This is a genomic window from Bdellovibrio sp. HCB2-146 (genome assembly GCF_047345725.1).
In the GTDB taxonomy this organism is placed as follows: Bacteria; Bdellovibrionota; Bdellovibrionia; order Bdellovibrionales; family Bdellovibrionaceae; genus Bdellovibrio.
The window spans coordinates 1-26,762 of record NZ_JBLEQP010000002.1 but is presented as its reverse complement, the minus strand read 5'-3'; the positions used below and the strand labels follow the sequence as shown (position 1 = coordinate 26,762).

Here is a 26,762-nt window from a genome sequence, read left to right as displayed (position 1 = left end):
AGTGCGCAATAACAGGTTTGTCAGTAACTCGCACGACAACACACATGGGAAGATACCATCATCATTTCTTCTTTTTCTTCTTTGGTACAGGGAGAGATCTCACAAACTCTCGCGCTTCTTGCTTTTCAGAATCAGAAATTCGGTTGAACTCGACATTCTGAAGAGCGCCAATGAGAGCGTAAGCATAAATGGAGTGACGATGCTTGGGATTCGCGGCAACTAATTTCACCATAGTTTTCTTCCAGCCAAGCTTGATAAATTGAGCCGCCGTGGTGATTCCGACTTTCGCAAATTGCTTTTCTGTGACCGAACCCAGATTCTTAAGATCTGAAATCTTCTTGGCAGTTTTCAATTTTTCTTCTGCCGGTTCATCTGAAAATAACCTTGGCCTACGAGTATCAATTTTCTCATAGGTTTTATCCTCTTTAACAGATTTTTTTACATCTTTCTTTTTACTTTTAGGTTTTGGAATACTTCCCCAAAAGCTATTTCTGCGAATCACCCGAGGGATGACCTCGGAAACAATATCATCAAACCCCTCTGTGGCGATTGGTAAATACAACCACTTCGGCAAAATCAGATGAGGCTTTAATTCAGGAAATCGCGCACGGGCTTGATCCTGGAATTCTTTTTCAACAGGAAACATACAACCATTCCAGTTCTTATCACCCTTTTCAAAAAGCACGAGAATCATTTTTTCACCCAGATAATAAGCAAAACCGCCGAACATCGATTTTCGGCGGTAGTCGTCTTCTGGTAATAGATCTTCAATCCATTTAAGTTCTTGTGGTTCTTTCGCCATGGATTCACTCTATGCAACTTTTTGCGCGAAAACAAGGCGACTCGCACTAACGTTTCTTCTCTGGCGGAGGTGTTACTTTCCAAATCCGATTTCCAGCATCATCGGCCACTAAAATGGATCCATCTGTTAGAACCAAGGTACTCACAGGTCGGCCATAGACAGTGCTCTTACTGAGGTCCGCAATAAACCCTGTCAGAAAATCTTTTTCGCCATCAATGGCCTCTCCATCTTTAAATGGCACAAAAAGAACTTTATAACCTACGAGAGAAGAGCTATTCCATGATCCGTGCAGTGCCACCAAAGCTCCTTCGTTATACGGTGCTGGAACTTTAGTTCCCGTTGTGAACGTTATACCCAAGGCTGCCGTGTGGGCCCCCACGGAAAAATCAGGTTGAATAGATTTCTCGACAAGATCAGGACGCTCTCCTTTACGACGGGGATCTTCGTTTTTCCCCCAGTAAGCATAAGGCCAACCATAAAAACCATCTTCTTGCACATGCGTGATGTAATCTGGCGGGACGAAATCTCCCAACTCATCACGCTCATTCACAGCCGCCCACAGCCTTGCCGTTTTCGGTTCCCACGCCATGCTGACGGCATTTCTTAAACCACCGGCAAATATTTTCTCTCCACTGCCATCACGATTCATCTGCAAAATCGCAGCGGTGCGAGGATCTAATGGATCCGGCGCTTCCCCAACATTTGAGACTGAGCCGACAGAGACATAAAGCTTGCTACCATCATTTGCCATTAAAAGATGGCGGGTCCAATGGCGCTTTGGCTCAGGAAATGGCAGCGTAGCCACAAGTCGACTTGGTCCTGTTATCTTCTCACCATCAAACGGAAAAGCTAAAACACGTTCAGGCTCTCCGACATAAAATTCATTTTCCCAAACAGTCATACCAAATGGAAAATTCAAATCTTTCAGAAGGACGAAAGAGCTCTCCATTTGGGATCCTGTCATCTTAAAGTATGTAATTTGATTTGGAGATTCAGCTCCCCCATCATCCGGAGTTCGCTTTGCTTGCGAAACAACCACATCACCAGACTCCAACAGGTAAAGTGAACGTGGACTAGCAAGCTCGGCAAAAACCGAAACCATAAATCCTTCGGGTGCAACAGGCATTTTTCCCTCAGGCCAACCAATCACTGTCGATGGATTTGGAACAGAAGGAGTTTCATAGGGTGGTGGCAGAACGGGATTTCTTTCGGCATAGACTTTAATCCCTAACCCAATCATTCCGATCAAAGAAAACATTAATATCAGAAAATTTTTTTTCATCTTTAACCTCCATCCACATTTACGAAGAAAGTTTTCGTAGGGTCAAAATAACTTCTAACACCCGTCTTGTGGCCAATGCTTTGACACAGTCATATGTCCTTCGTAGAATTTCAGAGGAGGAGAATGACATGCGATTCTATATTTATCTTGTTGCCTGCATTCTGCTCTCTTCAACACTGTCATTCGCTCAGGAATCTGAAGAAGAAACCGAAAGCCCCGCTTATTGGGATTATGGTATCGGTTTAGGCGCGGTCTATTACGAACAATATCCAGCTTCGAATCAGTTTTCATTTCTGGCGGTTCCAGCTCCGACGTTTCAGTATCGTGGAAAGATCGTTCGTGCTGACGATAAAGACGGCGCTCATATTTATCTTTATAAAGGAACTGCTTTTAGTATCGAGCTTGCAGGGGCCGGCTATCCAGCGCTCGACTCTTCGAATAATGCGGCCCGCGAAGGCATGGAAGATCTCCCGTGGTTGATTGCTCTGGGACCAGAAATCGTCTCTCGCACAATTGAACATTTCGAATTTGGTCTCGGTGCTTATCAAGCATTGACGACGGACTTCGATATGACCCGCACTTCTGGAGCGATCTTTGAGGGTCGCGTGACCTATCATTTTGATTATCCCTTCGCCGCATACGGTCCATTTCAAGAACCTGGCGCAAGCACAGGACGGCTGACTTTTTCAATGAAAGGCGGAAGCGAAGAGTTTCAGAATCTTTATTTTGAAGTTTCCGATAAGGATGCCACCACCGAACGCCCCGCCTTCGACGCACGCGATGGGTTTCTCAGTTACAACATCAGTTATTTCCAGAATTTTAAGTCAGGTCGCTTCTCTGTCAATCTAGGAGCCATGCTGAGTTCCTATGATCTCTCTGCCAATCGCGCGAGCCCCTTACATAAATCCGATCACAACCTCACAGGACTCATCGGACTTAACTACATCCTCGGCGGCTCGTCCAAACCAGAAGTTCCAGAAAATCAAACTTCCGGCGTCATCAACTCACTACGAAAAAATCGCCAGCTTCGCGAAGGCAATTAGTTCTCAAACTATTCGCTGATAAATTGGGCGACCTGTTCAGTCACGTTTTTATCTTTAAGAATACGACGATGACCCAATCCTTGTGTAGCCAGCAATCGCACATGAGGCCAGGATTGTTTCATGTCTTCCGCTGAAGCAAAAGTCACTTCTTTGTCCTCGCGATCATGCACAATCATTGCCTGCACATGAATGCTATTGCCAATATTGCCGATATTGAGATCTTCAGCTTTCATTCCGACTTTTTTTGCTAAATTTTTATTAAAAATTTTTGTCGCCGCAGCGCTCAGACCAATCATCTTAGTAAAATGACCAACAACGACTGCATAACGCGAAGGTCCTGCAACCAAAACCAATTTTTCTGCCTTGAGTCCCCGAGACACAGACACCACGGAGCAACCCGCTCCAAATGAATGAGCAATAACTGCTTTGAACGGACCTAGCTCTCTTTGAGCATCAATTAAAAATTGTGCGTAAGCTCCAACATTGGTCTGCTCGCCAAGGGAACTCCCATGCGCAGGGCCATCGAGGGCAATCACACGAAATCCACGCTGCACCAGAGGCTCTGCAAATGCACCCATTTGTGTGCCCCGACCACTCCAGCCATGCACTAAAACAACAAGCTGTCCCGATGCCGGCCCCCACTCGTAGGCCGCAATACCGTTCTTTAAAAAATATTTTTTAGCTGAATCAAAATAGGCTTTTTCGCTCTCAGGGCGAGGCACTCGAACAGGCGTCAGAAATAAATCCTCCGCCCACTTCGCTGCCACTCGAGGTATCACCGGCGACAGATATCGCAGCGATGATACCATCATCTTTTTAGTCAAACTCATTTCCATCACTACGGTCTTTCTACAATCGCCACCACACCCATACCACCTGCAGTACAGATAGAAACAAGTCCGCGACCTGATCCTTTTTGCATCAAAATTTTAGACAAACTTGCGAGGATACGACCACCCGTCGCCGCAAATGGATGTCCTAAAGCCAAACTTCCGCCCTTCACATTCATTTTACTGCGATCAATTGAACCTAAAGCTTTGCTTTCACCTAAATGTTTGCGGCAGTACTCATCCGACTCCCAAGCTTTAAGCGTGCACAACACTTGTCCCGCAAAAGCCTCATGGATTTCATAGAAATCGAAATCTTGTAGTTTTAAATTATTACGACGAAGCATTTCAGCCACAGCACGAGTCGGCGCCATTAATAAACCCTCGCCACCGACATAGTCGACGGCCGCATAAGCTACATCCACAAGATAGGCCATGACTGGGAGACCTTTTTTTTGTGCAAACTCTTCAGTACCTAAAAGAATTGCGGAAGCACCATCACTAAGTGGCGTGCTGTTCCCCGCAGTCAATGTTCCCGTTCCCGAGAAATCAAAAGCAGGTTTGAGTTTCGCCAATTTTTCAAGACTTGTATCGCCGCGAACAAAGGTATCTTTTTTCAGACCTTTAAATTCAAATACCAAGTCATTGTAAAAACCTTCTTTGTAAGCTTTTTCAGCGTTTTGATGACTGGCAAAAGCCAATTCATCTTGAGCTTCACGCGTGATCTTCCACTCTTTGACCATCAATTCCGTATGCTGTCCCATTGACAAACCTGTACGGGGTTCCTGCACATTCGGAAAACGCGGTTTTAAATATTCCGGTTTGATCTCCGTAAATTTTTTGATTTTTTCCAAAGGCGTTTTGGCCATATTGGCTTCAGTTAAAAGCCATGACAACTCATGAGGTAAAGTCCCCACGATATCACTGTTTGTATCTGTACCGCCGGCGATACCGCTCTCAATTTGTCCGGCCGCGATTTTCAAGGCGATATGAGCCGCCGTCTCCAAGCCGGTTCCGCACGCTCTTTGTACATCGTAACCTGGAGTATGTGGATCTAATCCCGAGCTGAGAACGCTCTCGCGAGTCATATTCCAGTCAGAAGCATTTTTCATCACCGCACCAGTAGATACGTCTCCGACCTGCTCGCCAATAAGATTGGTTTTTGCGACTAAGTCTTTAAGAGTGGCTTGCATCAATTCACGATTTGACGTGCGAGAATAGTTTGTAAAAGATTTCGTGAATGGAGTTCTAGATCCACCTAAAATCGCGACGGGTCTCATAGTTTTGCTTTTCATACAGTTTCCTTTAAAAGAGTCCTAAAAGATGTTGCTATCTACCTACCGATAGGTAGATAATAAGGGAGTTCTCAACGAATTGCAAGGACCCGCCTTAAGGATAAATTGAATGGACACAAGAACTCGCGCCCTTGACCTCGCTCGCCATTATCTCCAAACCCTGGGTTTTAATGGCTTTAGTTTCCAAACTATTGCCGATTCCCTTGGGATCCGAAAAGCGAGTCTGCATTACTATTTTGCCTCAAAAGAAGACCTTGGGATCGCCCTTTTAGAAGAATACCGTAAGGCCTACGAAGAATGGACGGCCAGTGTCGCTAAACTTTCCGCACATAAAAAGCTCGAACAGATGTTTAAGATTTTTTATAAGATGTCACTCGACAACAATAAAATCTGCCCCGCAGGTGGTTTAAGTGCAGATTTTAACAGTCTCTCAGCTAAAATGAAAAAAAGACTTTTGGAGTTTCACACCATTCAAAGAAATTGGCTGATTGAAACCCTCACTCAAGGTGTACAAGAAAAGTCCCTAAAAAAGAATCTGGCTATTGAAGAGACCGCAGATCTGATTCTTGCCAGCATACAAGGCGGCGTTCAAATCGCACGCATGAGAGGCGAGGCCCAAAGCTTTAAAGCAAGTTCTAAGAACTTGCTCGCGAGCATCTCGGCCTAACTAAAAGATTACACGACAGTATCATCGTGACCAAAGATCTGGCGGTATTTCACCATAAACCAATCCTGGAAACGATCGACGTACAAATGCACAGCTGGAATCACATACAACGTCAGCAATGTCGAACTGATTGTACCACCAATCACAACAATACCTAAACTTGTACGCGACTTAGAAGCTTCATTCAAACCGATGGCAACTGGAACCATTCCGGCAATAAGCGCTAAACTTGTCATAATAATCGGACGAAGACGAGTCTCACCCGCTTTAATCAAAGCTTCTTTACGACTCACACCTTCCTTTTGTCGCTCCATCGCGGAGTCAATCAAAAGAATCGAGTTTTTCGTCGCCAGCCCCATCAACATCACACACCCGATCATAGAGAAAAGGTCAAAGCTAGAACGCGCAACAAATAACGACAAGAAAGCTCCACAAGCTGCCAGCGGAATCACCGACATAATCGTAAACGGAGTGATAAACGAACCATAAAGGCTCGCTAACACCAAAAAGATAAACATCACGCCGAGCCCTAAAGAAACTAAGATATTTGTCATCAATTCAGCAAAACGCTCCGCCTCACCAACGAAACTAAACGTGACGCCAGGTGGTGGTTTTAATTCTGTCGCGCCCAGTTTGTTGATTTCACTCATAACACCCCCCAAACCTTTTCCACCGGGAGTGATATCAGCGGACAACTGAATATAGCGATTGCGATTTTCACGTAAAATCACCGAAGGACCTTGAGCCTCCTTGAGCTCCGCCACATTTGCTAAAGGAACCAAACGCTGATTTAAGTTTGGAACTTTCAAATAAGGATACTGCTCACGGAGGTCTCGCTGATCTGGCTGCAAACGAATGCGCACGTCGTAGTTCACACCGTTCTCGCGATAAATTGCAGGCGTCTGGCCTTCAATCAAAGTGCGAAGCTCATTGCCCACTCCCGTCACCGTTACGCCCGACGCTTTTGCCACTTCAGATTTCAGCTTAATCTGAAACTCAGGTTTTCCCTCGCGATAGCTGCTATCCACCTGTTGCAAACTTGGATTTGTCTTTAGTTTTTCCAAAACCTTTTGCGAATACTTCACGAGGTCATCCATATTCTGACCCACGATATTTAAGTTAAACTGGCGGCTATTCTGCTGTCCTGGATTATCGGTAACAATGATATTGTATTTTTCAAGACCCTTGTACGCCTCACGAAGGGAATCTTTTGTTTCCGTGGTGTTTTTATTTCTCTTTTTTGAAGGTACGAGGCGAACAAACAAACTTCCCTTATGAGCTTCTGAATTAGATGAGCCGACAAAAGTTACGATATCTTCAATTTCCGTAAATTTTTTCGTACGACTTTCAATTTCTCGCGCCACTTCATCGGTTCCATCCAAACTGGCTCCTGGGGGCAATTCAAAAAGAACGAAAAACTCTCCATTGTCTTGTGCTGGTAAGAATGTGAACGGCACACGAGTCGCAATAAACAACGAAAAGACAAAAATCCCGATCGCACCCGCAATAGTTTTAAGCGGATGTTCAAGCGACCACTTCAATGTCTTCACATAAATTTGTTCAAGCCAGGTTTGGAATAGATCAAACTTTTTAAGAGCGATTTTATTCCAGCGACCGAATTTCGAAGTGGGCTCTTTATGCGAGTGCTCACCTGCCACATACGCCGACAATGCCGGCGCTACAAAAAGACCATCAAACAGACTCACGATCATTGCAAAACAAATTGTGAGACCAAATTGCTTGAAGAACTGACCTACGATGCCTTGCAAATTTCCGATCGGACCAAAAACCGCCAAGATCGTCAAGGTCGTTGCAATAACCGCCAAAGTCACTTCGTTCGTACCCACTACTGCTGCTTTTTTCGCAGACATACCTGCTTCGAGTTTGCGAAAAATATTTTCCCGTACAACGATGGCATCGTCGACCAACAAACCTACAACCAAACTCATCGCGAGTAAGCTCATAATGTTAATCGAGAACCCAAAGATTCCCATCACAATACAAGCTCCCAATAAAGAGTTCGGTAACGCAAATCCCGTAATAAGAGTTGATTTCATGCTTCCCAGAAAGAAGTAGACCACGATAACCGTTAATAGAACCCCAAAGAAAATCGACTCGTAAACGTCAAAAACGTTCGCACGGATTTTATTACTTGTATCTTGAACGACTTTCATTGAGGCATGGATACCCTGAGCTTTAAATTCCGCATTGATTTTATCAACCTTGGCGCGTACATCGTCAGCAACTTTCACAGAGTTCGCACCCGATTGACGGAAGATACTAAAGTTAATTGCCTTCTTTCCATTGAAGCGGCTGCGAGTCGTTTCATCCTCTAAGGTGTCGACGATCTTACCGACACTGCTGATTGTGATGGGATGATACACGTCAGCCAACCGCAACACCGTAGATCCGATTTCTTCTTTGCTTTGATACTGCGCTAAAGTTCTAAAAGAATACTGAGTCGCCCCATCTTCGATTTTACCAGCCGGAACATTTCGCCCACCACTACGAAGAGCCTCCGCAACCGAGCTTGAAGAAATATCTGTTCCATTTAATTTATCTCGATCCAAACTCACGTGAATTTCCCGTTTGCGACCGCCTAGGATTTCGACCTGACCCACTTGATAAACCTGTTCGAATTGCGGAGAAATCACTTCTTTCGCAAGATCGTAGAGTTTTCCGTCGGGCATATCCGCCTGCAACGCAATATACATAATCGGCGCATCGGACGGACTCACTTTACGAATCACGGGCTCATCGACATCATCTGGCAAATCGCGCATCGCATTTGAAACTTTGGCGCGCACTTCTTGCTCGGCAAAGTTCAAATTCGTTTTCATTGAAAACTCAATCGTTAAAACACTTACGCTCTCCATGTTTTGCGAAGAAACTTTTTGCACTCCCGAAATTGTCGCGACCTGATCTTCCAAGACTTTTGAAACTTCGGTTTCAATCTCTTGCGGTCCCGCTCCTGGGTAAGTGGTTTGCACAACAACGGTCGGCAAACTCACGTCGGGATAAAGATCAATAGGCAAACTCTTCAGCGCCATTGCACCAAGAGTGAGCATAAGAATCACGATTGAAAAAATAAAAATAGGATGACGAACGGAAAGTAATGCTGGTGACATAGGCTCGCGAAACTAACAGCAACGCCTACGCTCGACAAGAAAAGTTAAATTCGAAGTCCTTAGGATGTGTCGCCTATTTCACACAACGAACGTAAATATAGGGACTGTATGCATAGTCATATCCCCAGCTGCCATCCGAAATTTTCAAAAACATATAAGTATTTTGGACTGCTGGGTTTGCGGAACGTGTCCAGAGGTTGTTACTGGTTTGAGTAACTCCTAAATACAACGAAAGATCTGCTTGATTGGGAACTCGCCATCCCGACTCTGGCGTCGCAGGATCACATGCCGTTTTATCTAATTTGAATTCACAAGGGTCTGCGAGTTGGGCACAATACTGAGTCGCTTCCGGCAACGTCATAGGTGATGCACTCTCTGCAGAAAGCATTGTCACCCATTGAGTCGTTCCTGCAGCAACTTGCTGCTGCTCTTGCTTGTCTTCGCACGCGGCAAAGACCAAGAAACTCAGTACTATGAAGAAAGTTCGATAGAGTGACTGCATTGCACTTTTTATCGGCAACGCGAGTCTTTATATTGAGTCCAGCATATCGTAAGTGAAGCCCTCTCTTTACTTTCGTAGATGATTGAGAGCGGACTCAATGAACGCCTGGACCTTGGGCGCAATAAACCGCTGGGCTGGATAGACGAAAGACAATTGAAAACTTCCCCAACCCCATTGAGGTAAGACTTTAACCAACTTTCCCATCTGACTTTCATCTTCACACAAAAAATCCGGAATCAGGCCAATACCCTGCCCTTGCATAACAAAAGTTTTGATAACTTCCATATCATCAACAAGAAGTCGTCCTTGAAAAGGAACTTCAATTTCCTCCCCCTCACGCTGCAAGCGAATTTTATCAAATGCCATCGAGGAATAAGAAACACCGGCATGCTTACTTAATTCTCGCGGATGCCGAGGAGCTCCTTTTTTCTTAATATAGGCAGCACTCGCCCACAACGAAGCTCCCGTCGAAATAAATTTTCTTGCGATCATTGTTGAATCTTTGAGAGAACCAAAGCGAAATCCTAAATCAACACCCTCACCAATTAAATCCACCAGGCGATTTGTCGCAATAATTTCCACACGAACTTTCGGATAAGCCTTTAGATAATCGGTGATGATGGGTGCTAAAAGCACTCGTGCCACATCGGCCGTCGCCGTCAATCGCAGGACACCTTCCGGTTCACTTCGAGCATTGGTGAGTTCCTTCTCACCAGCTTCCACCTCGGCTAGTGCTCGCACACAGCGTTTATAAAAGGCTTCTCCGGACTCGGTCACATTCAGCTTGCGAGTCGTTCGGTGAATCAAAGTGATACCCAACCTTTTTTCGAGAGCCGCCACTTTTCCACTCACGGTTGTAACAGGCATTCCCAATTGGCGGGCCGCCACAGTGAAGCTTCCGGCCTGGACTACTTTTACAAAGACATCAATTCCATCTAAATTCATATAAACCCTATTATACGGTTATCCGTAAAATATTTCCATATTTTACTATCTAATCAAGAGCTTCTTTTAGCACTACCCTGATCATGTCAGATTAAACAATCTCATTCAGGAGTAGAAATATGAAAAACGAAACACTTCTCGTCACAGGCGCTTCCGGTCACTTGGGCCAACTCGTCCTAAACGCCCTTCTTAAGCAGCAACCAGGTCGCAAAATAATCGCAACCACGCGTAAGCCCGCAACACTTGCCAAGTACGCCACTCAAGGTGTCGATGTGCGTGCTGCCGACTTTGACAAGGTCGACACTCTCACGACGGCATTCGCGGGGGCGGATCGTCTATTGTTGATTAGTACCGACGCGATCGGATCTCGCCTTAACCAACATAAAAATGCCATTGAAGCGGCCGTGAAAGCGGGAGTGAAACACCTCATCTACACGTCATTCCCTCATGCTGATAAATCACCGGCGTTCGTAGCACCGGAACATATCGCGACTGAAGAGCTTATTAAAAAAAGTGGGCTCTCATATACAATTCTTCGCAACAATCTTTATACCGATAACCTCTTGGGACAATTAAGCACTGCTTTTGCAATGGGAGCCTTTGCCGGCACTGCCGGAAAAGGGAAAATTGCCTACGTCACGCGCGAAGATTGTGCAGATGCCGCAGCCGGCGCTCTTGCTTCAAGTGAAAGTAAAAATACAGTCGTCGACATCACCGGCGCAGAAGCTTTAAGTTATGAAGAAATTGCGGGGATTGCAGGAGAAATTGCCGGTCACAAACTTCCATATGTCGATATGTCAGAAGCCGATTTCAAACAAGCTTTGATGAAATCAGGCCTTCCAGAAATCTGGGCCGATGGATATGTTTCTTTTGATGTGACGGCCAAACAAGGTCTTTTGAATCAACCTTCCGAAGCCGTTCTCAAGTACACAGGTCATCAGCCAAAAAGTCTCCGAGCCTTCCTTCAGGAAAATAAAGCGAGCTTTTTGAAGTAAAAACTCAAAAGGGGCCTTCAGGCCCCTTCTTTCGCAAGGCAGCACGCTACTTTATGCCTTAATTTTAAGCAGCGCCTTGACTCGCCTTTCATTTCTCGATCTATTGTCATGGTGAAACTCCTCAGAGAAAACCTTCAGGTTTTTAAATTGATAGCCTTGCCTCTTTTTCTCCTCGTCGTTTTATCGAGCAATATAGACCAGTACCTAAATATGCGCATGGAACAAGTCCTTCGCGATCCGATGGGTATCACAAGTTCTCTCTATATTTTCGGCGTGCTGTCTTTAATTTCTGGAATTGTTTTTCCTGTCGTCCTCTTTACCATGGCGATCTACGCCCTTCGCTCGCTTGAAGGCGTGCAAAAAAGTTTTGGCGAATTTTTCCATTACTATATCAATCAGATCTTTATCGAAAGCCTGCGCTCGTGGGGGAAAATGCTCCTCTGGGGACTTCTATTTATTCTTCCAGGTCTTTGGAAGTTTCTCGAGTACTCGTTGGTTCCTTTTGTCGTGACGTCGTCTGAAAAATACGATGCGGGTCACGAAGACGCACTTCAAGCTTCAGCAAAAGTCTTCCGCAAAAATTGGGGAAAAATCTTAGGCCTGTTTTTACTGTTTCATATTTTTATTCCCTTGGTCCTGACAGGACTCTTTGATGCCTATCGCCTGCTCTGGAAAACTCCGGTGGCAAGCTTGGGACTTAATTTAATCGACACTTATTTATTAGTTTTATCGACACAGATTTTATTCCGAATTTTTAGAAGCGAGGTAGCTGCCCATGAGTCTCATGTTTAATTGGAAAGACATTAAAAACCGCGGCAAAGGACTGACTTTCGATGACGTCCTGATCATGCCAGCCAAATCAGATATTCGTTCTCGTCGCGACCCGCGCTTGACGTCGAAGCTGACGAAAAATCTTACCATCGAAACTCCAATCATCAGTGCCAACATGGACACTGTGACTGAGTACGATATGGCATTTGCAATGAACCAATTGGGTGCGACTGGCATTCTTCACCGCTTCTACACCATCGAAGAGCAAGCCACACAAGCAGCTCGCCTTCGTGATGCCGGTGTTAAAATCATCTCTGCCAGCGTGGGCGTTGGCGAAGAATTCAAAGCACGCGCAAAAGCCGTCATTGATTCAGGTGTTAATGTGATCACGATTGATATCGCTCACGGTCACTCTATCCAAATGATGGAAACCATGAAGTGGTTGAAAGACACTTATCCAAAAATCGAATTGATCGCAGGAAATCTGGCAACTCCAGATGCCGCTCGTGATTTGATCGAAGCTGGCGCTGACGCCATCAAAGTCGGTATTGGTCCTGGCTCGATGTGTACAACTCGTATCATCACGGGTTGTGGCGTCCCTCAACTCACGGCTATTGCTCTGTGTTCTGAAATTGCAGAAAGCTATGGCGTTCCTGTTATCGCCGACGGCGGTATCCGTACATCGGGTGATATGGTGAAAGCCTTCGCAGCGGGCGCTAGCACAGTGATGCTAGGAAGCATGCTCTCAGGAACAATTGAATCTCCGGGAGAAATCAAAAATGGTAAGAAGCAATACCGCGGTATGGCTTCGCGTGCCGCTCAAGATTCTTGGAGAGGTGGCGTACCAGAGGGTATGGCTCCAGAGGGTGAATCCACTCAAGTTGCTGTTAAAGGACACGTAAAAGATGTGATCCTTGAAGTGACTGGCGGTATTCGCAGCGGTATGAGCTATGTCAATGCAACAAGCATTGCTGAGATTAAAGACAAAGCCCTCTTTATGGAAATGTCCACTAATGGTATTTCTGAATCTCGAGCTCACGGAGTGAAATAGTCATCATGCCATCAGACGCGCGCCCCATAGGTGTATTCGATTCGGGAATTGGAGGACTTACAGTTCTCAAGGAACTTGCCTTGCAATTCCCGCAGGAGAATTTTCTCTATCTTGGAGACACCGCGCGCCTCCCTTATGGATCCAAATCTCCCGGCACAATTCGTCGTTATTCAGAACAGAATATTCAGTTCCTTGAAAAACAAAACGTCAAAGCCATCGTGATAGCCTGCAACTCGGCATCCACTCAAGTTCCCGAAAGCGAATTTGATGGTCTGCCGATTTATAATGTGATCACACCGGGCTCGCAAAAAGCCGTGGAAACTTCAATGGCAGGTCGCATCGGTGTTCTGGGAACACGTGCGACGATTAACAGCCAAGCGTACACCAAAAAGATTTTGCAATTTAATCCTAAAGCGCAGGTTTTCGATCAAGCCTGCCCGCTTTTTGTTCCGCTCGCAGAGGAAGGCTGGGATTCAGATCCGGTTACAAACTTGATCGTTTTCCGATACCTCAATCCACTTTTGCAAAATCATATCGACACTTTGATTTTGGGCTGCACTCACTATCCGATTTTAAAAAATTCCATCGCACGCGTAACGGGTTCAAGCATAGAGCTCGTTGATTCGGGTGAAGCGATTGCCCAATGGATTGAAAAAGATTTTTCAACAGGCCGACTCCACCGACGTGAAGATAAAACACCTCGCCGTATTGATGTGACGACCACAGATTCGTCAGCGCATTTTTCAGAAATGGCCATTCGAATTCTTAAACCCGTCAAAGCTGACGAGTTTAGAACTGTTGATATTTAATTAAATACAAATTTCGAGAGGCAGATCTTGCAAGTTGTATTGGCTTGCCATCGAATAGCCATAAGCTCCGGAATCCATCACAGCGACGAAGTCTCCCTCTGCCACGCCTGTGATCGAGCGATCTTTGGCAAAGAAATCCGAAGACTCACAAATAGGTCCCACGATATCACACACCATCGCTCCTGATTTTTTAACCAGTGGTATGATTTCATGATGAGCTTCATAGAGTGAAGGACGAATCAAGTGATTCATACCGGCATCGATAATAGCAAAAGTCTTTTGTGAAGTTTTTTTGATGTACTGAACTTGAGAAATCAAAACTCCGCAATGCCCCATCAACCAGCGGCCCGGCTCGGATTGCAAAGAGGCGTTCAGATCCGTCAACGTACTCAATGTGATTTGCGCATATTCCTGCAAAAGTGATTCTTCCAGAGCCAAATCCTGGCGATCATAAAAAATCCCTAAGCCGCCACCGAAATCAAAACGCTGCAGACTTGGAAACTGCGCTTGAAGATCCCGATACACGTTTTTAAGACGCAACAACGCTTCCTGATAGCCCGCAAACTCCAACATCTGCGAACCAAGATGCAAACTCACACCCACTAGCTCCAGGGAAGATTTGTACTTTTGCAAACAAGCGATCAAAGCTGGAATCAAAGAAAGTTCCATACCGAACTTGTTATCTTTTAGACCTGTTGCGATATAAGGGTGAGTTTTAATATCAATGTCAGGGTTCAAGCGAAGCGCAATAGATGCCTTCATCGATTTAGCAGCGGCCATTTCCCCAATACGCTCAAGCTCGGGCAAACTCTCCACATTGATTTGATAAATTCCAAGACGCAAAGCCTCTTCAATTTCAAAACGTGTCTTTCCGACGCCGCTATAAACGATATCCTCGGGGCCGAAGCCACTCTCTAAGGCTCGCTTAATTTCACCTAGGGAAACGACATCCGCCCCTGCCCCCATGGATTTCAACTTCTGCAGAACTTGCGGATGCGAATTGGCCTTCATCGCATAAAAAAGACGCACGCCTTTTAGTGCCTCACTCATCTTTTGGTATCTTTGCTCTAAAAATTGCAGATCATACACGTAAATGGGACGCGCATAATTTGCACACAATGGCAAAAGTGGTTTTTTATAGGGGCCGAAGACAAGTTCGTTATTGATATATTCCACCAGGACCTCGTACTATCATTCTGACTTATCAAGGAACATTTGTCATGAAAACTTCGATTTTTACTTACACTTCCAAGGGCCTCCCGGTTGTCGCCTACGAATTCCAAAACAATGGACCTGAAGTCCTAATTTTGGGTGGTGTCCACGGTGATGAGGTTGAAGGCGTTATCGCAGCTCAAGAGCTCTTGAAGCACTTTATGAAGTCCTTCCCTTACAAACTAAACCTCACTCTTGTTCCCCAATTCAATCTTGAAGGCGTGGTTTTCAAAACCCGCGGGAACGGAAATGGCTATGATTTGAATCGCAACCTTCCGACAAAAGATTGGTCGCCTGAAGTGAAAACTCCCCGTTATCATCCGGGACCATTTGCTGGCAGCGAAAACGAAAACAAAGGCTTGATCGAATACATCGAGAAAAAATCTCCGAAGCTGATTTTGTCTTTACATTCATGGCACCCTGTTTTGAATGTGAACGGCGATTGTAAAGCTGTAGCTGAAGTTCTCGCACGTATGACAGGTTATAAAATCGATGATGATATCGGTTACCCAACACCTGGGTGCTTAGGTACATACGCTGGACTTGAAAGAAAAAGTCCGACACTAACTTATGAGATTGAACGCGGTCTCTCAGCTGAAAAAATCATCGAGATCCATGTTCCCGCTATCTTAGAATCCCTGAAAGTTTTGGAGTAAAGAGGTTTCCTATGCAAAATGAAGTTAATAAAATCTACGCCGACGTTCAAAACGGCAAATCAGTTGATCAGTTTTCAACAGACGATTTGAAACATGTCTTTGAGGTGATTGAAGGCCTGGACAGCGGAAAACTTCGTGTCGCAGAAAAAACTGCTGACGGCTGGAAAACAAACGACTGGATTAAAAAAGCCATCTTGCTTTACTTCCGCATTCAAAAAATGACAGTGATGCAGGCCGGAGATTTCACATATTGGGATAAAATCCCTGTGAAACAATGGAGCGAAGAAGAGGGCGTTCGCGTCGTTCCTCACGCACTTGCTCGCAAAGGCTGCTTTATCGAAAAAGGGGCGATCTTAATGCCTTCTTACGTGAACATCGGCGCTTATGTCGGCGCTGGTACAATGGTAGACACTTGGGCAACAGTGGGCTCGTGCGCACAAATCGGTAAAAACGTGCACCTTTCGGGTGGCGTCGGTATCGGTGGAGTTTTAGAACCTGTTCAAGCAAGTCCCGTAATCATCGAGGACAACGTTTTCGTCGGCAGTCGTTGTATCGTGGTTGAAGGTGCCGTGATCGAAGAAGGTGCCGTTCTCGGTGCCGGTGTGACAATCACTGCCAGTACAAAAATCATCGATGTCACAGGCGAAAAACCAGTGGAATACAAAGGACGCGTTCCTTCGAACTGTGTCGTGATCCCGGGTACTCAAATGAAAGATTTCGCAGCTGGAACTTACGGCGTTCCTTGCGCATTGATCATTGGAAAAAGAAAACCAAGCACAGACCTTAAAACCTCACTGACAGACGCCCTCCGCGACTATCAAGTGAGCGTATAAGTTACTTTACTCGCAGAGCCTCTGATGGAGAAACTTCCGCAGAGGTTCTTGCTGGCAGATACGATCCGAACCACGCAATAAAACCACTCACGATCAGAACTCCAAAGACAAGCCACCAGTCCACAAGAGCGGGAATGCTCGAGTCGTAATAGATATCCGACTGGAAAAGTGTAATAGGATTGGCTTGAATATAAAGGCTGACCCCTGTTCCCAAAATCACGCCAGTCAACACGCCGATACTTGCGAGTATAAAGCCCATTTGCGTAAAGGTTTTCACCGTCTGAGAACCTGAAAAACCCAATGTTCTTAGAATTGCAATATCGCGGCGTTTTTGTGACAGCAATAGTGCAAGCACTGTTAAAATCGAACTTGCGGCAATCATTCCGGCAAGGCCCAGGAAAGTTCCGATCGAAAGCTTTTCAAGTCTCAAAGCATAAAGAAGAGCCGAGTTGCGATCCATCCAAGTTTCAACAACAACTCCATCAAATTTTTGCAAATCGTCTTTGTATTTATTGATGGCTGAATCATCGCCCAACCACACCTCGATGCCCACTTTACGGCTGGCATCATCATAAAACGAACGCAGCGATTTTCCACGTTGATAGAAAATGTACTGAGCATCAATATCAGCAAGACTCGTTGTCACGATTCTTTTAATTCGCACGCGTTCAAATTTGGGAGTTTCACCTGGCGGTAAAAGCAATCCTGTAGGTGCCACCATGGTGACAAAATCGCCTTCAAAAACTCCGAGCGAATGCGCAAGATCAATTCCCATCACAATTTCGCCTTCAGCTGGTATATCGGCTGGATCCCAGAAATACACCGAAGACTGATTGCCCTGTTTTTTCTGATCCATTTTTTGGAGTTGAGAAATGAAATGCTCAAGACTCTCTTTACTCATTCCGCGGGCGATCCCCCCGCGAAACTGACCGTCCTGGGTGCGAATGATCACATCCATGGATTCATAGACAGCGGCTTTATTTTCTGGAGTCTCCAACACCCGCTGAAGAACCGGATGATTTTCCAAAACTGTTATGTTTTGCACGGCCGGGACTTGAATATACAAATGCGGCTCTAATCCCAGAATGCGTTTTTTGATAGAGTCATTCATTCCATTCATCACAAACAGCACAACTAAAAAAGCCGTCACGCTGACTGAAATACCAATCACCGACAGCCAAGCAATTCGGCGAATCAGGGAACCAGCGCGCTTTGAGAATATAAAATGACTAAAGAGATGACCAACCAACATGGCTCCATTTTAGGAGCCTTCAGCTGGGATTCAAGCTATTTATGATTGGCAGGAAGACGCTGCGAAGCTTCTTCTTCGCGAACTTCGTTGACGTTGCTCTTCATGAAGAAACTCTTTTGCATCGCCTTTAAAACGACCACAGTTTCATTCAGAGCTTCGACCATACGGCGGCTGGCTTGCGGAAGCTCAGGCCCCACTTCGTTCACGGCAGGGCCTAATGCGCGAGTTAAAACTGCTAAGTTTTGCGTCATGACCGCGAGGTCCTTCGCCATTTGAGGGTTTTCTTTATTGAGCTCTGGCAAGATGCGGTTGATCTCACTGGTCGTCACCGCCAAATTAGCTACGAGCTTTTGCACACCATCATCATGAGTGGCCTGACGCGAAAGCTTAATAACTTCATTGGACATATTGTTCATGTTTTTCATTAATGGATCTAAGCGGTCAAAGATGCGAACCAAACTCTCCGCACGGCTTTTATCGGCAAAGGCTTCCACCAGAATTTGCATATTTTCCAGAATTCCACCCAATTTACCCAAATAGGCATTGAGCTTTTTTCCACTCATCAGAGTCATAAAATCCATGGTTTCAACAGAGGCAAGATTGCCATTGGCAGCGACAGCTGGGCGAGCTTCAGTCCCCACAGAAATATCAATCACACGCTCCCCGATAATAAAGGGGCGAATCAGTTGCACGATAGAATCTTCACGAATGCGATCTTGGAATTTACCTAAAACATAAAACGTCACGCGGATTTTATTATCCGCCTGAAGATCAATTTCTTCGACTGCACCCACACGCAGACCTGACATTTGCACCAATGTTCCTTGATGCAATCCATCTGCGGATTCAAAACTTGTCGTATAGCGGACTTTGGCATCAAACCAACCCTGCTTAACTGCAACGGTCAAGGCCGTCAAGGCCACGCCCAAGATAGCTCCTAAGACGAACAACCCTGCAATTCGCTCAAATTTATTGAACTTAATTTTCATCATAGATGAACCACGCGTTTTTCCGGATCGACCTGTTGGAAAAACAACTGGCCTTCATCCAAATGAATAATTTGGTAATCAAGAAGATTCATAAACTTCTCATCGTAAGAGCTAATGAATAAATGCTTCGCAAAACCTTCTTTACGAAGCTTATGTATGCAGTCTACGAACGTATAGATACTGTCTTGGCCAAGTCCAACACTTGGATCGTCAAGCAAAAGCATTTGCGGGTGCATCACCAAAGAACGCATAAGACATGTCAGCTTACGCAAGCGACCCGGCACATGCGCCGGTCTTTCATTGGCATATTTCGCGATATCAAATAGTTTAATGAGCTCTTCCACACGCTCAACAGCTTCTTTTTGCGGAACTGTTTTGTGATACAATAGCGGCAATAACAAATTATCGCGCAACGTGCGGTTGTTGATCAAACCACCAAAGTCAAAAGCATAACCAATTTCCATTCGATAGGGCAAAAACTCTTCAAAAGACATTTCCGTCACGTTCTCACCGTTAATGAGGTACTTACCCGATTGTGGAATTTGCAATCCCGCGAGGATTTGTAAAAGCGAACTTTTACCCGCCCCTTCTTCAGCTTTGACCCAGATGATTTCATTCATCGGAAAATCGAACTCAACATTTTGAATAACAGGATCATTTCCCTCGTGAGTGAACGACACACCTTCAAATTTCAAACTTTCGATTTTCATTAGACCACTCCCAAACTTCTCAGCTGATTTAAATAAAACAAAGCTGTGACAACGAGGTTGAAAATAACAACGAATATAATACTGTTCACAACCGCTTGAGTTGTGACTTGAGGAACTTCATGCGGACTCTTCTTGACTGAAAGACCCTGGTAACAAGACACCACGAAAATAATCATGCCGCTGAAACTGTTTTTAAGAAGGAACATCAAAAAGTCCTCCTTCGCAAAACCACGCATCAACGAATCGGAATAAAATGCAAAAGGCATTTCTTGAATCAAGCGTGTGACCCAGAACCCGCCAAAAAGAGCGACAAAGTTAAAATAAAAAGACAAACACAGAACACTGATCACGCCCCCCAGCACACGCGGGAAGACAATAAAACTCAGAGGATTAATTCCCATACTTTCAAGCGCTTCGATTTCGCGATTGGCGCGCATGTTCCCGATTTCTGACGCAACAGCCGTTCCCGATCTGGCAATTACAACCAGAGCCACTAACAAAGGACCTGCCTCACGCACCACCATGATGATCAAAAAACTTCCGATCATCTGCGTTCCACCAAGCAAAGTTAAATTGCTCAACGCTTGGAGAATTAAAATACTTCCCACCGCCAACGACAAAACCGTCACCAACGGAAGAGCTTGCCAACCTGTGAAATAGATTTGTGCGGAAATAACGCCGACGATTTGGCGAAAGCCCTGGGCGCGATCTAAAATCGTCGCACGCAATGAAACATAGGCCATCAAGAGAACACGGACTGTGTACTCCAAATTCTTTGTAACAAATCTTCCTAAAGAGTCGATTTGTGAAAACAAGAAAGTCATGGGCCTACCTTCGATAAAAACCTTCAGTTTCTTATCGGAAAGTCCCTACAATACTCCTATAGACATAGGTCTTGTTTTGTTCGATTTTTAATAGGCCCAAAGAGAATAGAAAAGTGATTTCAGGGCCTCAAATGAGACCTCCCAGACGGAAGCCTCATAGCGCGGTCCCACAATGGAATGCTTTTCAACGTAAATATTTTCAGGGAAGGTCGCTCGGAAGGTTCGAAACGAACGATACATATGAAGTCGCGAAGTGACTAGCAAGACATCACGACACTTTAACGCTTCCACCAAGGGAAGACTTTGCTGAGCATTTCCATAGGTGGTTTCAGAACGACGGTCCAACACCACATCATTCTCGCTCAGATTTCCGTAAAGGGCCCATAACGGCATAATCTCACGCAAGCGAGCATTGGAGTAGACACCAGAAATCACAAGCTTCTTCACATTTCCATTGGCAAGTAAATCAAACCCTTCGCGTACCCTGCCCGGCCCGCCGGTCAGAACGATGGCACAGTCTGCAGAAGGAGTCTTCACCCACGACTGAATATTTTCATTTTCGATCGACCGATACTCATGAAAGAAACGGTAACCGAGCCCTGCTGCGAGAAACAGCAAGGCCCAAAAGGAACGCGACCTGATAAGTTTCTTAACGGTGCGCAAGGACCTCGATCTCCACGTTTACACCTTTAGGAAGACCGGCAACTGCAACAGTTGAACGTGCGGGAGGAGCATCTTTAAATGCTTTTGCATAGATTTCATTCACAGTCGCAAAATCAGACATATTCGTCAGGAAGATCGTCGTTTTTACGATGTGACCATAGTTCAAACCAGCAGCACCCAAAACAGCTTCGATGTTTTTCATCACCATCTCAGTTTGAGTTTTGATATCGCCAGTGAAGACTTCGTTGGTTTTTGGATCAATAGAAATCTGGCCAGAGCAGAAAAGCAAATCACCCATTTGAATTGCTTGTGAATAAGGACCTACTGCTTTTGGCGCATTGTCTGTATGAATAACTTTTTTAGCCATTGTGATTACTCCTAGAAATAGAAAATGATTCCAGCACTAAACGGGCTGTCAGCGATTGTTCTGAAACGAACATTGTCTGTAGAAAGAATTCCCACGCCGCCTTCAAATGTGAAAGCGAGAGAATCCAAACCCGTGAAAAAGAACTCCGCACCAAAAAGAGCATTCAACTCAAAACCCGATTGAGTCTCATCCAGAGCTTCGTAGTTCACCAAACCCAGCTCACCACCCAAATAGAAGTTCAAATTGTCTTCTTTAAAAACAATTCTTCGCAAAGCCGCATTGAAAGCAAACTTTGATTGATCTTCTTGTGTATCCACACCAAGACCGGCTGCAAATGCAAGATCTGTTGTTGGATAATAAACGGCAGCCAACTCAGCCAAATCCAAAGCAGAGTGACTTTTCACACCCACACCCAAACGGTTTACAAGTTCTTTGGAATGAGCAGAAAAACTCACAACTGATAGAATTAGAACAACTGCTAATCTTTTAAGCATTTCAAATCTCCTAATAAAAATTCCCCTTTATTAAATGCAAAAGAACGCGGAGGCGCAAAAGGATTCTCCGCACTTACGAGCGGTGTCATAAATCATCTGCAGATAACTTTAAAAAAGACCTTATTTGTGAGAGAAAAAGACATGAATTTTCTGTTCGCAATTGCCGGTATTTTCCTATCTCTTCCCTCACACGGTCTGATTTCTAAAGAAGGTATTGAGTACTTCACGCCAGAGCAAAAATCTTATCTTGAAGAAGGTATTGCCGCCTCTGAATGGCCCAGCTACTGCCCGATGACGGCCGAGCTTGCAAAAAATCGTGTGAAACCTCCAAAAGGTGCCATTGGGAAAGCCGAAGTTCTCGTCGTTGATAAATCCCGTCGCTTGCTTCATCTGCTTCACAACGAACAGATTATTGCGAGCTATCGCATTGCCCTAGGCAAGTCTCCGGTCGGTGATAAAGTTCGTGAGGGTGATAACAAAACACCCGAGGGCCGTTACTTTATTGAACTTAAAAACCCCAAGAGCGAATATCACCTAGGGCTCAAGATCAATTATCCGAATAAAGCAGACATCGAAGAAGCTCTCCGCAAAGGAATCAAAGATCCTGGCAAAGACATTCTTTTCCATGGGTTGCCCAACAGTTGGTACAAAAGAAAATTTATTAATCATCCAGAAGATTGGACACGCGGGTGCATGGCCGTGACAGACGCACAGATTGAACAAATCTATGCGTCAGTTGAGATGGGCAGTTATGTGGAAATCTGCCCTTAGAAATTTACTTTAAGATTGATTTCTTAAGTTGAGCGACCCCCTCATCAGCAGGTTTTCCAAGCCAGATTGAAAAAACTTTTTCGATAAATCCTGCTGAGCCTTTGATGTCAGTTACTTGCCCCGAAGTTGTTTCATAAGAAATGCGCTCAGAACCATCCGGCGATTTTGTGCCTAAAACAGTCAGCGACTTTCCTTCTTTTGCCTCACCACCTTTAGCAACAGCACTTAAGAACTCCTGAACACTGGCATCTTCAACATTCACAGAGTTTGCCGCCAAAGCTTCTTTAAAAGATTTTTGAACATTATCAGCATCAACACTGCGAAGGAAATGAAGTTGCATAGCAACCGCCTTTTGCTCTTTCAAAGAGACAAGAGCTCCCGCGTCATTCTTAACAAACTTCTCTGGCGATGCTACGTACAACTGACCAACATAAACTTTTACGTTCACAAAAACGACTTTTTTCGCGCGCAAACCACCACCTACGGATGTGAGCTTCAGTGTCTCACCGCCGATACTTGTTGTTGCAGCAGTTGAGAGAGTGATTTGCTCAACTTTCTGACCCTGACCTTCTGGAGTTAATAGAGCAGCCCAGCCCCAAGATGAAGCAAAAATAAAAGTAGTAAAAATCGTAAGCGCTTTCATATGTCTCCTTTTGTAACAGCTCTCATAGGATTTTTCCCAGACCTCGAAATGTCAACTCGGAAAAGTTTTATTGCTGATTACAGGGGGCTCCTTTACTATTGAGTGAAGGAATTGAGAATGTCAGAGACAAATCGCTCACCTGAAGAACAAACTCTGTTTCGCCAGAAACTCGAGCTTCTTCTCCTCACTGGGGACGAAGCTGTGCTCTCTCATGTGCGCGAAATTATTTCTCTTCATCATCTGACGTTTCGCCACTTTAATGAAGCCGAACTCACGCTACCGGTTCAATCTTCAGAGCTCAAACGCCCCTCTGTCGTTTTTATCTCACAAAAAGAAAATGAATCTCTTCAGGATCTTTCCGGTCATGTGGATCGATTGTTAACAGAATTTCCAAAGTCCTCGATCATCACTTTACTGCATGATTCATCGTTGAAAGAAAATTTAGAGGGCACCGCCAATCCTCGCGTCTTTCCTCTTTCGCAACACGAATTTTTTAAAACAATTAAGTTTGAATCTATTGTTCTAGCAAAAAGTCGCTCTCAATTTTTCGCAATTCAGGCAAGCGACTTATTTCCGATGACATCGATTGATTTTACCGCGTTCGTACAATTGACTTTGAATCAACGCTATCTCGCTGTTCTGTTTAAAAAACTAGTCCTTACAGAAGAACGCTTGGAAAGAATTTCTCGGGCGCCGGGCCTATTGATCCCAGCCACAGAATCGCAAGAATATCACAAGTATATTGCGACTTATTACGACAAATCCGGCGCTTCTCTGAAAAAGCGTGCCCGCTCGCTTTTCTACGCCCTTACTTCAAGCTGGCTTACACTTCTGGATTATTTAATTCTCGATTACAAAACATTTCCAACTGAAGAGGTAAAAATTTGTTTTGAAAATGTCAGAGCTGCCGCCAAAGAAATAGTCGAACTTCTACAAGCCGAAGAAAATCTCTGGGAGACTTTCAAAGACGCTAGCCATAATCATATTTTCAAACTCTGGCGCGAACCATGGATCGCCATTTATGCAGCGACGATCTCAGTTAAAAGCGGCCAAGGAAACCCTGAGGAAACTCTTATCGGAGGTCTCTTTAGTTCTATCGGTTTGATCGATCTTCCAGCGGAAACCTTCCGAAAATACATTGCGTCGGGCGAGCGCGATTTCAGCACTGAAGAAAAAAAGGCTTTTGAAAATGTTCCGATGACTTCTTTAAACCGAAGTTTGGCTAAAAATCTTCCACTGTCAGAAAACGAAAAAAGCATTCTTGTAACAACACAGGAACGTTTCGACGGAAAAGGCTTCCCAAATCAAGTCCCTGCAGAAAAAATCCCAGTTGAAGCCTCGCTGATCCGCTTTGCCACATTGATCGATCGCGGAGCCCGCACGACAATGGAAGAAACCAATGTCGGCTTCCGCTTCCTCCGCGAAAAAATCTGGGAAGCAGAAAACCAAAACACCGGCAACTTCGATCCAACCCTCCTAGAAAAAATCGCCAACGCCCTCCTCTAACAGGTTCCAAGTATCTTGGGCGTGTAAGTTAACAAAACTTTTCTCAATATCTTCTTTCCTTCTTTGAAACTTGGAAAAATGAAGTCTTCAAAGGAGATCACCAATGAAAGTTCTTCTATTTGCTCCCGTTCTGCGCCAAGGCTCTTTTAATAAAAAACTGATTCATATTGTTTATCGCCATCTCCTTGAACAACAAAACTGCACGCCGGAACTTGTTGAATTCAACGAATTCCCGATGCCGATGTACGACGGTGACCTAGAAATACAAAAAGGAATTCCCGACGGCGTAAAACGTCTGGCAAAGAAAATTGAAGAAGCGGATGCGATCATCATTTCTTCGCCCGAATATAATTGGAGTATTCCAGGAACATTCAAAAATGCGATTGATTGGCTCTCTCGCCTTAAACCCGTGCCGCTAGAAAATAAGCACATTTGCCTGATAGGCGCTTCAATTGGTCAATTTGCAGGCATGAGAGGACAAATCGCCGCACGAGTGCCCCTGCAAGCTCTCAAAGCTCATACGTATCCCGATTATTTTGGCTTAGCAAAAGCAGAAACAGCCTTCGATGAACAAGGACATCTGAAAGACCCTCAGCAGACAGAACGCCTGAAAGGTGTCGTCGACAGTTTTCTCAAATATGCGGAAGGCAGAAATCTTCCATTTGAACGTTTAGATGAATTTTTAGAGGAACAAATCCACCAATCACCGCAACAGCACTAGAGGCTGTTGCGAAAATTGATTTAAATTTTTTCTGAACTAGAATTCTGAATCAGAGCGAGAAATCTTTCAGCCGGCATTACGTGGAGTTTCCGTGACAACACGAACCTCAGCAGGCACGCGTGGTTGCTTCACTTCTTTTTCTTCAACTTTTGCCACTTGTTCTTCTTGATGACCATGGTTGCTGTTGAGATTCAAAAGCACCACACCCAAAATAATCAAACTTGTCGCAAGAATTTTTTGCAGTGGAAGAGGTTCATTAAAGAGAACCAAACCAACAACTGCCATGATCGCAGTGCCGACTCCGGCCCAAATTGCATAAACTTGACCAACTGGAAGAGTTTTCAATGCCAGCGTGAGCCCCACAAAGCAGATTCCATAACAGACGAAAATCAGTATGGATGGAACCACCTTTGTGAATCCCTCCGAGTATTTCATACTCATCGTTCCTAAAATTTCAAAAATAATTGCTGCTGCTAGATACAGATATGCCATAAAGCACCCTTTTCATTGCTGACCTTTCTCTCGTATTCAGTTTTTTTATCCCCGTGTCTCGGGCGAGTCCCCGAGAAGAATCTTTTTTGAACAGACCAAAAAGACTTAAAAAGTGAACAGGAAAATTAGTTCCTGTATTTGATATATCTAGAATACCACAGCCCTACCCCGAAAGTCTCCAGCGACTCGACTAAACTTTTATAATACAGAGATTTCGCATATTTAGCGATGAGACACACAGTTTAAAATGAGGTCTTTTTGCACCCTAACAATCAAACTGAAGTTTATTGAATGCGTCATTTTGAAACGCATTTTTTAATGAAAAAAGAATCGAAATGATTCAGACGGAAAGCATCTTCGCCGCCAACATCAACTGCCTACACACAAAAATGATTCAAGAAGATTCAAAAATCCAAAATTTCTAAAAGAAACTCGAACCAAAGTTCGAAGAGTTTTAAGCCAAATTCAGGACAAAAAAACGCCAGGAAGGCATTTTTTCGCGAAAGCTTCGC

The 26,762-nt window shown here is 44.7% G+C and carries 28 protein-coding genes; 11 read left to right on the top strand and 17 right to left on the bottom strand.

Annotated features, from left to right (window positions below):
• Window positions 1–61: 61 nt before the first annotated feature.
• Both ACLWOR_RS11070 and ACLWOR_RS11065 read right to left on the bottom strand, forming a co-directional pair.
• Window positions 62–802, bottom strand: coding sequence for a TfoX/Sxy family DNA transformation protein (locus tag ACLWOR_RS11070; protein WP_413940794.1), 741 nt, complete (start codon window positions 800–802; stop codon window positions 62–64).
• A 46-nt stretch (window positions 803–848) separates the two neighbouring features.
• Window positions 849–2,084 carry a PQQ-dependent sugar dehydrogenase gene (locus ACLWOR_RS11065; protein WP_413940793.1) on the bottom strand — a complete coding sequence of 412 codons (1,236 nt, stop codon included), beginning with the start codon at window positions 2,082–2,084 and terminating at the stop codon, window positions 849–851.
• A 128-nt stretch (window positions 2,085–2,212) separates the two neighbouring features.
• Here ACLWOR_RS11065 and ACLWOR_RS11060 point away from each other — a divergent pair, with 128 nt between their 5' ends.
• On the top strand, window positions 2,213–3,127 hold the full coding sequence (locus tag ACLWOR_RS11060) for a MipA/OmpV family protein (protein WP_413940792.1): 915 nt from the start codon (window positions 2,213–2,215) through the stop codon (window positions 3,125–3,127).
• Between the two features lie 8 nt (window positions 3,128–3,135).
• Here the strand turns inward: ACLWOR_RS11060 and ACLWOR_RS11055 are convergent, their stop codons facing one another.
• Together ACLWOR_RS11055 and ACLWOR_RS11050 are read right to left on the bottom strand one after the other, a co-directional pair.
• Complete coding sequence (locus ACLWOR_RS11055) at window positions 3,136–3,939, bottom strand: alpha/beta fold hydrolase (protein ID WP_413940791.1); 804 nt, start codon at window positions 3,937–3,939, stop codon at window positions 3,136–3,138.
• A 26-nt stretch (window positions 3,940–3,965) separates the two neighbouring features.
• Window positions 3,966–5,249 carry an acetyl-CoA C-acetyltransferase gene (locus tag ACLWOR_RS11050; RefSeq protein WP_413940790.1) on the bottom strand — a complete coding sequence of 428 codons (1,284 nt, stop codon included), beginning with the start codon at window positions 5,247–5,249 and terminating at the stop codon, window positions 3,966–3,968.
• A gap of 109 nt (window positions 5,250–5,358) precedes the next feature.
• Here ACLWOR_RS11050 and ACLWOR_RS11045 point away from each other — a divergent pair, with 109 nt between their 5' ends.
• Window positions 5,359–5,916: a TetR/AcrR family transcriptional regulator gene (locus ACLWOR_RS11045; protein ID WP_413940789.1), complete on the top strand. Its 558-nt coding sequence runs from the start codon at window positions 5,359–5,361 to the stop codon at window positions 5,914–5,916.
• An 8-nt stretch (window positions 5,917–5,924) separates the two neighbouring features.
• Here ACLWOR_RS11045 and ACLWOR_RS11040 read toward each other — a convergent pair whose 3' ends face one another.
• The 3 genes from ACLWOR_RS11040 to ACLWOR_RS11030 form a co-directional block, all read right to left on the bottom strand.
• Window positions 5,925–9,044, bottom strand: coding sequence for an efflux RND transporter permease subunit (locus ACLWOR_RS11040; RefSeq protein ID WP_413940788.1), 3,120 nt, complete (start codon window positions 9,042–9,044; stop codon window positions 5,925–5,927).
• A 73-nt stretch (window positions 9,045–9,117) separates the two neighbouring features.
• The gene (locus ACLWOR_RS11035) at window positions 9,118–9,546 is read right to left on the bottom strand and encodes a hypothetical protein (RefSeq protein ID WP_413940787.1); all 429 of its coding nucleotides are present in this window, start codon (window positions 9,544–9,546) and stop codon (window positions 9,118–9,120) included.
• Window positions 9,547–9,612: 66 nt separating this feature from the next.
• Window positions 9,613–10,491 carry a LysR substrate-binding domain-containing protein gene (locus ACLWOR_RS11030; RefSeq protein WP_413940786.1) on the bottom strand — a complete coding sequence of 293 codons (879 nt, stop codon included), beginning with the start codon at window positions 10,489–10,491 and terminating at the stop codon, window positions 9,613–9,615.
• 119 nt (window positions 10,492–10,610) lie between these two features.
• On the opposite strand from ACLWOR_RS11030, the gene ACLWOR_RS11025 reads away from it, so the two are divergent.
• The 4 genes from ACLWOR_RS11025 to murI all read left to right on the top strand — a co-directional run bounded on the left by ACLWOR_RS11025 (window position 10,611) and on the right by murI (window position 14,117).
• Complete coding sequence (locus ACLWOR_RS11025; RefSeq protein ID WP_413940785.1) at window positions 10,611–11,486, top strand: SDR family oxidoreductase; 876 nt, start codon at window positions 10,611–10,613, stop codon at window positions 11,484–11,486.
• Window positions 11,487–11,702: 216 nt separating this feature from the next.
• On the top strand, window positions 11,703–12,278 hold the full coding sequence (locus ACLWOR_RS11020; protein ID WP_413940784.1) for a hypothetical protein: 576 nt from the start codon (window positions 11,703–11,705) through the stop codon (window positions 12,276–12,278).
• Complete coding sequence (locus tag ACLWOR_RS11015) at window positions 12,262–13,308, top strand: guanosine monophosphate reductase (protein ID WP_413940783.1); 1,047 nt, start codon at window positions 12,262–12,264, stop codon at window positions 13,306–13,308. The genes ACLWOR_RS11020 and ACLWOR_RS11015 overlap by 17 nt, the downstream gene beginning before the upstream one ends.
• 5 nt (window positions 13,309–13,313) lie before the next feature.
• Window positions 13,314–14,117 carry a glutamate racemase gene (gene murI / locus ACLWOR_RS11010; protein WP_413940782.1) on the top strand — a complete coding sequence of 268 codons (804 nt, stop codon included), beginning with the start codon at window positions 13,314–13,316 and terminating at the stop codon, window positions 14,115–14,117.
• On the opposite strand, the gene lysA is transcribed toward murI, so the two are convergent.
• Complete coding sequence (lysA, locus tag ACLWOR_RS11005) at window positions 14,118–15,293, bottom strand: diaminopimelate decarboxylase (RefSeq protein ID WP_413940781.1); 1,176 nt, start codon at window positions 15,291–15,293, stop codon at window positions 14,118–14,120.
• A 44-nt stretch (window positions 15,294–15,337) separates the two neighbouring features.
• Between lysA and ACLWOR_RS11000 the strand changes: the two genes are divergently transcribed.
• Complete coding sequence (locus tag ACLWOR_RS11000; RefSeq protein WP_413940780.1) at window positions 15,338–15,985, top strand: M14 family zinc carboxypeptidase; 648 nt, start codon at window positions 15,338–15,340, stop codon at window positions 15,983–15,985.
• A gap of 11 nt (window positions 15,986–15,996) precedes the next feature.
• Entirely contained in the window at window positions 15,997–16,818 is an 822-nt protein-coding gene (locus tag ACLWOR_RS10995; RefSeq protein ID WP_413940779.1) for a 2,3,4,5-tetrahydropyridine-2,6-dicarboxylate N-succinyltransferase, read from the top strand.
• Between the two features lies 1 nt (window position 16,819).
• Here ACLWOR_RS10995 and ACLWOR_RS10990 read toward each other — a convergent pair whose 3' ends face one another.
• From ACLWOR_RS10990 to ACLWOR_RS10960, 7 genes are all read right to left on the bottom strand, one after another.
• Window positions 16,820–18,070, bottom strand: a complete 1,251-nt coding sequence (locus ACLWOR_RS10990; protein WP_413940778.1) for an FtsX-like permease family protein — start codon at window positions 18,068–18,070, stop codon at window positions 16,820–16,822.
• Between the two features lie 35 nt (window positions 18,071–18,105).
• Window positions 18,106–19,062, bottom strand: a complete 957-nt coding sequence (locus ACLWOR_RS10985) for an MlaD family protein (RefSeq protein ID WP_413940777.1) — start codon at window positions 19,060–19,062, stop codon at window positions 18,106–18,108.
• Window positions 19,059–19,769, bottom strand: a complete 711-nt coding sequence (locus ACLWOR_RS10980; RefSeq protein WP_413940776.1) for an ATP-binding cassette domain-containing protein — start codon at window positions 19,767–19,769, stop codon at window positions 19,059–19,061. The genes ACLWOR_RS10985 and ACLWOR_RS10980 overlap by 4 nt, the downstream gene beginning before the upstream one ends.
• Window positions 19,769–20,593 carry an MlaE family ABC transporter permease gene (locus ACLWOR_RS10975; protein ID WP_413940775.1) on the bottom strand — a complete coding sequence of 275 codons (825 nt, stop codon included), beginning with the start codon at window positions 20,591–20,593 and terminating at the stop codon, window positions 19,769–19,771. Before ACLWOR_RS10975 ends, ACLWOR_RS10980 begins: the two co-directional genes overlap by 1 nt.
• Before the next feature lie 87 nt (window positions 20,594–20,680).
• On the bottom strand, window positions 20,681–21,256 hold the full coding sequence (locus ACLWOR_RS10970; RefSeq protein WP_413940774.1) for a YdcF family protein: 576 nt from the start codon (window positions 21,254–21,256) through the stop codon (window positions 20,681–20,683).
• Entirely contained in the window at window positions 21,243–21,623 is a 381-nt protein-coding gene (locus ACLWOR_RS10965) for a RidA family protein (RefSeq protein ID WP_413940773.1), read from the bottom strand. The genes ACLWOR_RS10970 and ACLWOR_RS10965 overlap by 14 nt, the downstream gene beginning before the upstream one ends.
• Before the next feature lie 11 nt (window positions 21,624–21,634).
• Window positions 21,635–22,117 carry an organic solvent tolerance protein gene (locus ACLWOR_RS10960; RefSeq protein WP_413940772.1) on the bottom strand — a complete coding sequence of 161 codons (483 nt, stop codon included), beginning with the start codon at window positions 22,115–22,117 and terminating at the stop codon, window positions 21,635–21,637.
• Window positions 22,118–22,258: 141 nt separating this feature from the next.
• On the opposite strand from ACLWOR_RS10960, the gene ACLWOR_RS10955 reads away from it, so the two are divergent.
• Window positions 22,259–22,888 (top strand): L,D-transpeptidase family protein, encoded by a 630-nt coding sequence (locus ACLWOR_RS10955; protein WP_413940771.1) that lies wholly within the window; start codon window positions 22,259–22,261, stop codon window positions 22,886–22,888.
• A gap of 4 nt (window positions 22,889–22,892) precedes the next feature.
• Here ACLWOR_RS10955 and ACLWOR_RS10950 read toward each other — a convergent pair whose 3' ends face one another.
• A complete protein-coding gene (locus tag ACLWOR_RS10950) occupies window positions 22,893–23,531 on the bottom strand; it encodes a chalcone isomerase family protein (RefSeq protein ID WP_413940770.1) in 639 nt (212 codons plus the stop codon).
• A gap of 117 nt (window positions 23,532–23,648) precedes the next feature.
• Between ACLWOR_RS10950 and ACLWOR_RS10945 the strand changes: the two genes are divergently transcribed.
• Entirely contained in the window at window positions 23,649–25,037 is a 1,389-nt protein-coding gene (locus ACLWOR_RS10945) for an HD domain-containing phosphohydrolase (RefSeq protein WP_413940769.1), read from the top strand.
• Between the two features lie 103 nt (window positions 25,038–25,140).
• Window positions 25,141–25,758 carry an NADPH-dependent FMN reductase gene (locus ACLWOR_RS10940; RefSeq protein ID WP_413940768.1) on the top strand — a complete coding sequence of 206 codons (618 nt, stop codon included), beginning with the start codon at window positions 25,141–25,143 and terminating at the stop codon, window positions 25,756–25,758.
• 66 nt (window positions 25,759–25,824) lie between these two features.
• Here the strand turns inward: ACLWOR_RS10940 and ACLWOR_RS10935 are convergent, their stop codons facing one another.
• Window positions 25,825–26,250 carry a DMT family transporter gene (locus ACLWOR_RS10935; RefSeq protein ID WP_413940767.1) on the bottom strand — a complete coding sequence of 142 codons (426 nt, stop codon included), beginning with the start codon at window positions 26,248–26,250 and terminating at the stop codon, window positions 25,825–25,827.
• Between the last annotated feature and the right edge of the window lie 512 nt (window positions 26,251–26,762).